This is a genomic window from Streptomyces sp. NPDC048269, assembly GCF_040652395.1.
GTDB lineage: Bacteria > Actinomycetota > Actinomycetes > Streptomycetales > Streptomycetaceae > Streptomyces.
This window is the reverse complement of sequence record NZ_JBEZLW010000017.1, coordinates 132,100-142,733: the sequence shown is the minus strand read 5'-3', so window position 1 is coordinate 142,733 and position 10,634 is coordinate 132,100. Positions and strand designations below refer to the sequence as shown.

Below are 10,634 nucleotides of genomic sequence, written 5' to 3'. Positions count from 1 at the left end.
GCCTCACGGAACTTCTTCGACCCGTTCGCGTTCGTCCGCTCACCGATCGCCATGTACGAGGTGTCCTGCCGGAACGGCACCGTCTGGTACAGCGAAGCCGCACCCGGCTCCGGCCGGGGCTCGCGGACGGCCGGGCTCAGGCCGCGCACCCGCTCCACGACCTGCCGCAGGTGCTCCGGCGTCGTACCGCAGCAGCCGCCGACCAGCGACAGCCCGTACTCGCGGACGAAGGTCTCCTGGGCGTCGGCGAGCTCGGGGGCGGACAGCGGGTAGTGCGCGCCGTTCTTGCCGAGGACGGGCAGGCCGGCGTTGGGCATGCAGGAGAGCGGGATGCGCGCATTGCGGGCCAGGTAGCGCAGGTGCTCGCTCATCTCCGCCGGACCGGTCGCGCAGTTCAGCCCGATCATGTCGATGCCCAGCGGCTCCAGCGCCGTCAGCGCGGCGCCGATCTCCGAACCCAGGAGCATCGTGCCGGTGGTCTCGACGGTGACGGAGCAGATCAGCGGCACGGAGACGCCGAGCGCCTCCATGGCGCGGCGGGCGCCGATGATGGAGGACTTGGTCTGCAGGAGGTCCTGGGTGGTCTCGACGAGCAGCGCGTCCGCGCCGCCGGAGAGCAGGCCCTCGGCGTTGATCTGGTAGGCGTCGCGGATCTTCGCGTACGTGATGTGGCCGAGGGTGGGCAGCTTGGTGCCCGGGCCCATCGAGCCGAGGACCCAGCGCTGCTGCCCGGTGGTGGCGGTGAACTCGTCGGCCACCTCGCGGGCGATCCGGGCACCGGACTCCGACAGCTCGAAGTTGCGCTCCGCGATGTCGTACTCGGCGAGCGCCGCGAAGTTCGCACCGAAGGTGTTCGTCTCGACGCAGTCCACGCCCACCGAGAAGTAGGCCTCGTGCACGGTGCGCACGATGTCGGGGCGGGTGACGTTGAGGACCTCGTTGCAGCCTTCCAGCTGCTGGAAGTCCTCCATCGTGGGGTCCTGCGCCTGGAGCATCGTTCCCATGGCTCCGTCGGCGACGACCACGCGGGTGGCGAGCGCCTCTCGGAGGGCATCGGCCCGGGTCTGGGTGTCTGCGGGCGGGTTCGGCAACGAGGCCATGGTTGAGCTCCCTGGGATGCGACGGCTGTCGGCTTTGCACCCCCTCTGTGTCAAGGGTGCACGCGGCCAGAGTAACCGCGTGGTCCCGGCCCCGGTGAGGTCGTCCCACGTGGCGGACTGCATTCTGTGCGCGGTGGGTCCGCACGGGTTACACCTTGTCCGCGCCGCCCCGGAAACGCCCACGCATGCACAAGGTCGGCATCGACCGATAGTGTTCAGCATTGTCGAACTACGTCAGCAGGAGGCTGCGCGATGGCACGGAACATCCAGTCGCTCGAACGAGCCGCTGCGATGCTGCGGCTCCTGGCGGGTGGGGAGCGCCGGCTGGGTCTCTCGGACGTGGCCTCCTCCCTCGGCCTGGCCAAGGGAACGGCGCACGGGATCCTGCGCACCCTGCAGGCCGAGGGATTCGTGGAGCAGGACCCCGCGTCCGGCCGCTACCAGCTGGGCGCGGAGCTGCTGCGCCTGGGCAACAGCTACCTGGACGTGCACGAGCTGCGCGCCCGCGCCCTGGTCTGGACGGACGACCTGGCCCGGGCGAGCGGCGAGAGCGTGTACGTGGGGGTGCTGCACAAGAGCGGGGTGCTGATCATGCACCACGTGTTCCGGCCCGACGACAGCCGCCAGGTGCTGGAGGTGGGGGCCATGCAGCCGCTGCACTCCACCGCCCTGGGCAAGGTGCTGTCGGCCTACGACCCGGTCGCGCACACCCAGGCGCTGGAGGTGGACCGCGAGTCGTTCACCCCTCGTACGGTCACCGACACCGCGGGCTTCGAGGAGATCCTTGACCTGACCCGGGCCCGCGGCTGGGCCGCGGACGTCGAGGAGACGTGGGAAGGCCTCGCCTCGGTGGCCGCGCCCATCCACGACCGGCGCCGGATGCCCGTGGGGGCCGTGGCCGTCGCGGGGGCCGTGGAGCGCGTCTGCGGGGAGTCCGGGGAGCCCCGGGCGTCCCTGGTGGCCTCCGTACGCGATTGCGCAAGGTCGGTTTCGCGCGACCTCGGAGCGGGCCGGTTCTGAGCTTGACCTGAGCCGATCGATCCACCCGAAGGCCACCCCGTGTGCCATTCGGGTGGATTTTGTCGTCTTCCGACCGTCCATTGGCTTGATTTGGACGATCGGACCGAGTGGTAACGATCCGGGTCTTTGACCTGGTCGACCCTTGACGCGTTCTTCGCCAAGGCGGAAAACTGCCGTTCATCGGTCGGCATTGTCGAACACCTACCGGCAATACGCGTTAGGGTGTGACGAGGCCAAGGACCGGTGCAGCACTCACCGAGTGCGTGGACCACCGGAGGGACCCGGTGTCCGCCCACCCCTGGACGCAAGGCAAAGGAGTCGCGGGTGTCAAGCTCCGACATCTTCATCGGCGAGACCATCGGTACCGCCCTGCTCACACTGCTCGGCGGTGGCGTCTGCGCCGCCGTCACGCTCAAGAGCTCCAAGGCCCGCAACGCGGGCTGGCTCGCGATCACCTTCGGCTGGGGATTCGCCGTACTGATCGCCGCGTACGTCTCCGCTCCGCTCTCCGGCGCACACCTCAACCCCGCGGTCACGGTCGGCATCGCCGTCAAGACCGGCGAGTGGGGCGACGTGCCGGTCTACTTCGCCGGCCAGCTCCTGGGCGCGATGCTCGGCGCCGTCCTGATGTGGGTCACCTATTACGGCCAGTTCCGCGTGCACCTGGCCGACCCGGAGCACATCCGCGACGCCAAGCTCGGTCCTGAGGACCCGCACCCGCACGACACGGCCGGCCCGGTGCTCGGCATCTTCTCGACCGGCCCCGAGATCCGTAATGTCGTGCAGAACCTCGCGACCGAGATCATCGGAACCGCTGTCCTGGTCCTGGCCATCCTGACCCAGGGCCTCCAGGACGGTGGCAAGGGGCTCGGTGTCATAGGCGTCCTGATCACCTCGTTCGTGGTCGTCGGCATCGGCCTCTCGCTGGGCGGTCCGACCGGCTACGCCATCAACCCGGTGCGAGACCTCGGTCCGCGCATCGTGCACGCCCTGCTCCCGCTGCCCCACAAGGGCGGCTCGGACTGGGGGTACTCCTGGATCCCGGTCGTCGGCCCGCTCGTCGGTGCCGCCGTCGCCGGTGGTCTGTACAACATCGCGTTCGCCTGATCAGCATCGGCAAGATCGCAAGATCCGTACCGCCCTCCTGATTCCGCCTACTCAGAGACCTGCCAGGAGCAGCCACCATGACCAGCAGCACCGGCCCCTTCATCGCCGCGATCGACCAGGGCACCACCTCCTCCCGCTGCATCGTCTTCGACCGTGACGGCCGCATCGTCGCCGTCGACCAGAAGGAGCACGAGCAGATCTTCCCGAAGCCGGGCTGGGTCGAGCACGACGCCACCGAGATCTGGACCAATGTCCAGGAGGTCGTCGCCGGCGCCATCGCGAAGGCCGAGATCACGTCCGCCGACGTCAAGGCGATCGGCATCACCAACCAGCGCGAGACCACCCTGCTGTGGGACAAGAACACCGGCGAGCCGGTGCACAACGCGCTGGTCTGGCAGGACACCCGCACCGACGCCCTGTGCAAGGAGCTCGGCCGCAACGTCGGCCAGGACCGCTTCCGCCGCGAGACCGGCCTGCCGCTGGCGAGCTACTTCGCGGGTCCGAAGGTCCGCTGGCTGCTCGACAACGTCGAGGGCCTGCGGGCCCGCGCCGAGGCCGGCGACATCCTCTTCGGCACCATGGACTCGTGGGTCATCTGGAACCTCACGGGCGGCACCCAGGGCGGAGTGCACGTCACCGACGTCACCAACGCCTCGCGCACCATGCTGATGAACCTGCACACCCGCGAGTGGGACGAGCGCATCGCGGAGTCCATGGACGTCCCGCTGAACGTCCTCCCGGAGATCAAGTCCTCCGCCGAGGTCTACGGCCACGTCAAGGACGGCGTCCTCGCCGGCGTCCCGGTCGCCTCGGCGCTCGGTGACCAGCAGGCCGCGCTGTTCGGCCAGACCTGTTTCGCCGAGGGCGAGGCGAAGTCCACGTACGGCACCGGAACGTTCATGCTGATGAACACCGGCGACAAGATCATCAACTCCTACAGCGGCCTGCTGACCACGGTCGGCTACCAGATCGGCGACCAGAAGCCGGTCTACGCCCTGGAGGGCTCCATCGCCGTCACCGGCTCGCTCGTCCAGTGGATGCGCGACCAGATGGGCCTGATCAAGTCCGCGGCCGAGATCGAGACGCTGGCCTCCTCGGTCGAGGACAACGGCGGCGCCTACTTCGTGCCCGCCTTCTCCGGTCTGTTCGCCCCGTACTGGCGCTCCGACGCCCGCGGTGTGATCGCCGGCCTCACCCGGTACGTCACCAAGGCGCACATCGCCCGTGCCGTCCTGGAGGCCACCGCCTGGCAGACCCGTGAGATCACCGACGCCATGACCAAGGACTCGGGCGTCGAGCTCGCGGCCCTCAAGGTCGACGGCGGCATGACCTCCAACAACCTGCTGATGCAGACGCTCTCGGACTTCCTGGACGCCCCCGTGGTGCGCCCGATGGTCGCCGAGACCACCTGCCTCGGCGCCGCCTACGCCGCCGGCCTGGCCGTCGGCTTCTGGCCCGACACCGACGCCCTGCGCGCCAACTGGCGCCGCGCGGCCGAGTGGACCCCGCGGATGCCCGCCGAGCAGCGGGAGCGCGAGTACAAGAGCTGGCTCAAGGCCGTCGAGCGGTCCATGGGCTGGGTCGACGACGAAGACGCCAGCTGACCGCACTCAGCTGACGCTATCGACGAGGAGCTAAGAGAGATATGAGCAGCCTGCAGAGCGTGACCGCACTGGGCACGCACCCGACCGCCGGTTCGAACGCGAGCCGTGCCGAGACCCGTGAGCAGCTGGCGAAGGCCACGTACGACCTGCTGGTCATCGGCGGTGGAATCCTGGGCACCTCGGTGGCCTGGCACGCCGCGCAGTCGGGTCTGCGGGTCGCCATGGTGGACGCCGGCGACTTCGCCGGCGCCACCTCCTCCGCCTCCTCAAAGCTCGTCCACGGCGGTTTGCGCTACCTGCAGACCGGCGCGGTCAAGCTGGTCGCCGAGAACCACCACGAGCGCCGGGTGCTGGCCAAGGACGTGGCCCCGCACCTGGTCAACCCGCTCACCTTCTACCTGCCCGTGTACAAGGGCGGTCCGGTCGGTGCGGCGAAGCTGGGCGCGGGCGTGTTCGCGTACTCGGCGCTCTCGGCCTTCGGCGACGGCATGGGCAAGGTCATCTCCCCGGCCCGCGCCGCCGCCGACAACCCGGGTCTGAAGACGGACAACCTCAAGGCCGTCGCGGTCTACTACGACCACCAGATGAACGACTCCCGCGTCGCCGTCATGACGGTCCGCGCGGCCGTCGAGTCGGGCGCGGTCGTCCTCAACCACGCCGAGGTCACCGGGCTGCGCATGACGCGCGGCCGGGTCTCCGGCGCCGAGCTCAAGGACCGGCTGGACGGCACCGAGTTCGGCGTGGACGCGCGCGTCGTGCTCAACGCCACCGGCCCGTGGGTGGACCACCTGCGGCGCATGGAAGACAAGCACTCGATGCCGTCGATCCGCCTCTCCAAGGGCGCGCACATCGTGATGAAGCGCAAGTCGCCGTGGAAGGCCGCCATGGCCACCCCGATCGACAAGTACCGCATCACCTTCGCCCTCCCGTGGGAGGACCAGCTGCTGCTCGGCACCACCGACGAGGTGTACGAGGGCGACCCGGCGGACGTGCGCGCCACCGAGTCCGACATCCAGCAGATCCTGGACGAGGCGGCCTTCTCGGTGAAGGACGCGGACCTGGACCGCTCGCTGATGACGTACGCCTTCGCGGGCCTGCGGGTGCTGCCCGGCGGCCCCGGCGGCGTGGAGAAGGCCAAGCGCGAGACGGTGGTCTCCGAGGGCGCGGGCGGCATGCTGTCCGTGGCCGGCGGCAAGTGGACCACGTACCGCCACATCGGCCGCGTGGTCATGGACAAGCTGGCGAAGCTCCCGGGCAGCCCGCTGACCGAGGACATGGAGCCGGTGAAGTCCCTCGTACGCCGGATCGCGCTGCCCGGTGTCGCCAACCCGAACGCGGTCGCGCACCGGCTGCTGGTGGACCGCGAGCCCGGCACGCGGATGGACCCGCTGACCGCGCGCCACCTGGCCTCGCACTACGGCTCGCTCGCCTTCGACATCGCGCGGATAGCTAACGAGGACCCGGCGCTGGCGGAGCGCATCCACCCCGACGGTCCGGAAATCTGGGCGCAGGTCGCCTACGCCCGTGACAACGAGTGGGCCGAGACCGTCGACGACGTGCTGCGCCGCCGCACGACGGTGACGGTCCGCGGTCTGGACGACGAGGCCGTACGGGCCCGCGTCGAGGAGATGCTGAGCCGCAAGGCATAGCGCTCACGCAGGTGGGGAAGAGGGGCGGCTCCGAGGGGAACCGCCCCTCTGTCGTGGGCTGTGGCCGACGTCCCTCCAAGGCTTAGGCTGACCCACGTACGCAAGGGAACTTCGGAAGGAGACCTGGGTGATCGAGCTTGAGGGCGTGCCCGAGCTGATCGACCCGGTCATGGTGGCCGCGTTCGAGGGCTGGAACGACGCGGGTGACGCGGCCTCCGGTGCGGTCGCACATCTGGACCGGGAGTGGAAGGGCGAGGTGTTCGCGGCGCTCGACGCCGAGGACTACTACGACTTCCAGGTCAACCGGCCGACGGTGTGGCTGGACAACGGGGTACGGAAGATCACCTGGCCGACGACGCGGCTGTCCGTGGTCCGGATCGGCGGCGCCAAGCCGCGCGACCTGGTGCTGGTGCGCGGGATCGAACCGTCCATGCGGTGGCGGTCGTTCTGCAACGAGATCCTCGCCTTCGCGCACGAGCTCGGTGTCGAGATGGTGGTCATCCTGGGGGCGCTGCTCGGGGACACGCCGCACACCCGGCCGGTGCCGGTGAGCGGGGTCACCTCGGACGCGGACCTGGCGCGGACGATGGACCTGGAGGAGACCAAGTACGAGGGCCCGACCGGGATCGTGGGCGTGCTCCAGGAGGCCTGTACGCACGCGGGCGTCCCGGCGGTGTCGCTGTGGGCGGCGGTGCCGCACTACGTGTCGCAGCCGCCGAACCCGAAGGCGACGCTGGCGCTGCTGAACCGGCTCGAGGATCTGATCGACATCCGGATCCCGCTGGGCGAACTCCCGGAGGACGCACGGGCGTGGCAGCTCGGCGTGGACCAACTGGCCGCCGAGGACAGCGAGGTGGCGGAGTACGTCCAGACGCTGGAGGAGGCGCGGGACACCGCCGACCTGCCGGAGGCGTCGGGTGACGCCATCGCGAGGGAGTTCGAGCGGTACCTGCGGCGCCGGGACCCGGCGGCGGGGCCGGCCGCGGAGCCGGGTGACGGCTCGTACCTTCGGGACACGGGCGGTGGCCTCCCCCGCACCCCGAAGCGCAAACCGGAGCCCGGGGAAGACCCGCAGCAGCCTCCGGCCCAGCCGCCGCGGGACGGGGACGACACCCCGGAGCCCCCGGAATCGCCGGAGCCGTAGCCCTGGCCGGGCGGGACCGGGCCGGGTCCGGGTGCGGCACCGCCGTGCAAGCGCCCCCGGGCGGCGCCCGGGCCTCGTGGGGCTCGGCCCCACACCCCGCGCCTCGAACGCCGGCGGGCGGGGCTGGATCCGGCAGGCCCGGGGGTCCGGGGGCAGGGCCCCCGGCGACGGCGCCGCGCCATCCGGGGTTCTGGGGGGCGGAGCCCCCGGTGCACCCCGGCCTCAGCCGGCTACAGGGCCACGCCCAGGAGGGCGTCCACGGTTCGGGAGACCAGCCCGGGGGCCGCCTCGTCGTCGCCGTCCGAGGCGTTCTGCGCGTCGACCCAGCGGTCCACCGCCGCCAGCGCGGCAGGGGCGTCGAGGTCGTTCGACAGGGCCTCGCGTACTTCCTCGACCAGGGCGTCCGCCGGGATGCCGTCCGGCCGCGACACGGCCGCGCGCCAGCGCTCCAGGCGGGCCACCGCGTCCGACAGCACCGAGTCCGTCCACTCCCAGTCGGCGCGGTAGTGGTGCGACAGCAGCGCCAGGCGGATGGCCGCCGGGTCGACCCCGGCCCGCCGCAGCGCCGACACGAAGACGAGGTTGCCCTTCGACTTCGACATCTTCTCGCCGTGCAGGGCGACCATGCCGGCGTGGACGTACGCCTTGGCCATCGGGAACTCGCCCGTCAGCGCCTGCGCGTGCGAGGCGCCCATCTCGTGGTGCGGGAACGCCAGGTCGGAGCCGCCGCCTTGGATGTCGAAGCCCATGCCCAGGTGGTCCAGGGCTATGGCCACGCACTCGATGTGCCAGCCGGGCCTGCCGCGGCCCAGCGAGGCGCCGTCCCAGCTCGGCTCTCCCGGGCGTGCGGCCATCCACAGCATCGGGTCCAGCGGGTTCTTCTTCCCGGGCCGGTCGGGGTCCCCGCCCCGCTCCGCGGAGAGCAGCCGCATCGCCTCGGCATCGAGGTTGGAGACCTCGCCGAAGTGCGGGTCGGCCTCGACCGAGAAGTAGGTGTCGCCCTCCAGCTCGTAGGCGGCGCCCGCGTCCCGCAGCCGCTCGACCAGCGGCACGATGCCGGGTATGGCCTCGACGGCTCCGATGTACTGCTGCGGCGGCAGCATGCGCAGGGCGGTCATGTCCTCGCGGAAGAGGGCGGTCTCGCGTTCGGCGAGCTCGGTCCAGTCGAGTCCGTCGCGCAGCGCCCGCTCCAGGAGCGGGTCGTCCACGTCCGTGACGTTCTGGACGTAGTGGACCTGCCGCTTGGTGTCGAGCCACACGCGCTGCACGAGGTCGAACGCGTTGTAGGTCGCCGCGTGACCGATGTGGGTCGCGTCGTACGGGGTGATCCCGCAGACGTAGATACGGGCGACGGGACCGGGGGCGAGGGTGATCGTCCCCTGGGTCGCGGTGTCGTGGATCTGGAGGTCGCGGCCCTTGCCAGGAAGGGAGGGGACCTCAGAAGCGGGCCAGGCATGCATGTGTCGAGCCTAACCGGACGGATGTTCCGGAAACGAACCGGACCTGCACTGTTGTCTTGATCGGCACTCTTGCGGTCCGGCCGGATCTGTGCCGACGGTGTGGGGCCGGTTCAGACCGGCGGCCACGGGATGGACGGCCACTGCCCGGACGGCTGTGGATGGATACCGGTACGCAGCAAATGCGCCACCCGGTCCCGTACGGCGGCCAGCTCGACCGCGGTGATCAGTTCGGCCAGCCGGGTGGCGAGCGGGGCTCCGTCGGTCAGCTCCGCGGCCAGGGAGGCCAGAACCCGGCGCGCCTCGTCCGTCAGCGGCTCCCCCGCCCACCCCCACAGGAGGGTCCGCAGTTTGTCCTCGGCGTGGAAGGTCACGCCGTGGTCGATGGCGTAGAGGCGGCCGTCGGGCGCGGGCAGCAGGTGGCCGCCCTTGCGGTCGCCGTTGTTGATCACGGCGTCGAGGACGGCGAGCCGGCGCAGCCGCGGGTCGTCGGCGTGCACGAGCAGGGCGGTGCGGCCTTCGCCGACGTCGGCGAAGGCGACGGCCTTCCAGCCCTCCCCCGCCTCCTCCCCCTCGACGAGCGCCAGCAGCTCGGCGCCCTGCCCCTCGCCCTCGGGGGCCGCGATCCACCGCTGGACCATGCCCTCGCCGTACGGTCCGTCGCGCAGCACGGTGGCGGGCACCAGGCCCCAGCCGGTGGCCTCGGAGACCAGGTAGGCGGCGACCTCGCGCTGGGCGAGGTTCCCGTCGGGGAAGTCCCACAGCGGGCGCTCGCCCTTGACCGGCTTGTACACGCAGTCGACGCTCACGCCCCCGTGCGTGACGGTGCACAGCAGGACGGCGTTGGACGCCTCCCGGATCCGGCCGACGACGGTGAGTTCGCCCTCGGCGAGCAGCTCCTCGATCTCCCCCATGGTGGTCACACCTGGCGCCGGTAGCCGTTCTGGCGCGGGCAGACGTGCCCCTCCGGGTCCAGCGGCAGACTGCACAGCGGGCACGGCGGACGGCCCGCGTTGACCACGTCCAGGGCCCGCTTGGCGAAGGCCCGGGCCTGGGCGCCGGTGAGGCGGACCCGCAGCATCGGCGGGCCGTTCTCCTCGTCCTGGAGCAGCCGCTCCTCCGCCTCGGCGAGATCCTCGTCCGATTCGGCTTCGAGTTCGACGAGGGCCTGCGCCTCGACGATCATCCGCTGTTCCTCGCCGTCCCAGGCCAGTGCCATGGTGCCGACGCGGAACTCCTCGTCGACCGGGACGTCCAGCGGCGCCGTGTCGGCGGCCTCGGCCGGGGCGACCGCCGGGACCGGGGCGTTGCCGCCGGTGCGCCGTACGACCTCGTCCAGCAGCTCGTCCATCCGCTCGGCCAGCGCGGCGACCTGGGTCTTCTCCAGGGAGACGCTGGTGACGCGGGGGCCGGAGGAGGCCTGCAGGAAGAACGTACGGCGTCCCGGCAGACCGACCGTGCCGGCCACGAAGCGGTCCGGGGGGTCGTAGAGGAACACCTGACGGGGCACGTCCGTCTCCAAGTCTCAGCGGCAGGGCAGAGCTGCTCGTATG

At 71.1% G+C, this 10,634-nt stretch carries 9 protein-coding genes; 5 read left to right on the top strand and 4 right to left on the bottom strand.

The window, feature by feature from the left end; genetic code table 11:
* Window positions 1-1,100 (bottom strand): homocysteine S-methyltransferase family protein (locus tag AB0D48_RS20670; protein ID WP_362398573.1); only part of this gene is annotated, 1,100 nt, incomplete at its 3' end.
* A gap of 252 nt (window positions 1,101-1,352) precedes the next feature.
* Between AB0D48_RS20670 and AB0D48_RS20665 the strand changes: the two genes are divergently transcribed.
* The 5 genes from AB0D48_RS20665 to AB0D48_RS20645 all read left to right on the top strand — a co-directional run bounded on the left by AB0D48_RS20665 (window position 1,353) and on the right by AB0D48_RS20645 (window position 7,624).
* On the top strand, window positions 1,353-2,120 hold the full coding sequence (locus AB0D48_RS20665) for an IclR family transcriptional regulator (protein ID WP_362398570.1): 768 nt from the start codon (window positions 1,353-1,355) through the stop codon (window positions 2,118-2,120).
* Window positions 2,121-2,444: 324 nt separating this feature from the next.
* The gene (locus tag AB0D48_RS20660) at window positions 2,445-3,227 is read left to right on the top strand and encodes an MIP/aquaporin family protein (RefSeq protein ID WP_362398567.1); all 783 of its coding nucleotides are present in this window, start codon (window positions 2,445-2,447) and stop codon (window positions 3,225-3,227) included.
* 77 nt (window positions 3,228-3,304) lie between these two features.
* Window positions 3,305-4,831, top strand: coding sequence for a glycerol kinase GlpK (glpK, locus tag AB0D48_RS20655; RefSeq protein ID WP_362398565.1), 1,527 nt, complete (start codon window positions 3,305-3,307; stop codon window positions 4,829-4,831).
* Between the two features lie 41 nt (window positions 4,832-4,872).
* Window positions 4,873-6,480: a glycerol-3-phosphate dehydrogenase/oxidase gene (locus AB0D48_RS20650; protein ID WP_362398562.1), complete on the top strand. Its 1,608-nt coding sequence runs from the start codon at window positions 4,873-4,875 to the stop codon at window positions 6,478-6,480.
* A gap of 127 nt (window positions 6,481-6,607) precedes the next feature.
* Window positions 6,608-7,624, top strand: a complete 1,017-nt coding sequence (locus AB0D48_RS20645; protein ID WP_362398559.1) for a PAC2 family protein — start codon at window positions 6,608-6,610, stop codon at window positions 7,622-7,624.
* A gap of 230 nt (window positions 7,625-7,854) precedes the next feature.
* Here the strand turns inward: AB0D48_RS20645 and mshC are convergent, their stop codons facing one another.
* From mshC to AB0D48_RS20630, 3 genes are all read right to left on the bottom strand, one after another.
* The gene (gene mshC / locus AB0D48_RS20640; protein WP_362398556.1) at window positions 7,855-9,084 is read right to left on the bottom strand and encodes a cysteine--1-D-myo-inosityl 2-amino-2-deoxy-alpha-D-glucopyranoside ligase; all 1,230 of its coding nucleotides are present in this window, start codon (window positions 9,082-9,084) and stop codon (window positions 7,855-7,857) included.
* A gap of 110 nt (window positions 9,085-9,194) precedes the next feature.
* Window positions 9,195-10,037 carry an SCO1664 family protein gene (locus tag AB0D48_RS20635; RefSeq protein WP_362398605.1) on the bottom strand — a complete coding sequence of 281 codons (843 nt, stop codon included), beginning with the start codon at window positions 10,035-10,037 and terminating at the stop codon, window positions 9,195-9,197.
* Window positions 10,001-10,591 carry a DUF3090 domain-containing protein gene (locus tag AB0D48_RS20630; RefSeq protein WP_362398553.1) on the bottom strand — a complete coding sequence of 197 codons (591 nt, stop codon included), beginning with the start codon at window positions 10,589-10,591 and terminating at the stop codon, window positions 10,001-10,003. The genes AB0D48_RS20635 and AB0D48_RS20630 overlap by 37 nt, the downstream gene beginning before the upstream one ends.
* Between the last annotated feature and the right edge of the window lie 43 nt (window positions 10,592-10,634).

Bases quoted from the DNA above. Each gene is read 5' to 3' on its own strand.
- AB0D48_RS20665 (WP_362398570.1), top strand. From the start codon at position 1,353: ATGGCACGGAACATCCAGTCGCTCGAACGAGCCGCTGCGATGCTGCGG.
- glpK (WP_362398565.1), top strand. From the start codon at position 3,305: ATGACCAGCAGCACCGGCCCCTTCATCGCCGCGATCGACCAGGGCACC.
- AB0D48_RS20650 (WP_362398562.1), top strand. From the start codon at position 4,873: ATGAGCAGCCTGCAGAGCGTGACCGCACTGGGCACGCACCCGACCGCC.
- mshC (WP_362398556.1), bottom strand. From the start codon at position 9,084: ATGCATGCCTGGCCCGCTTCTGAGGTCCCCTCCCTTCCTGGCAAGGGC.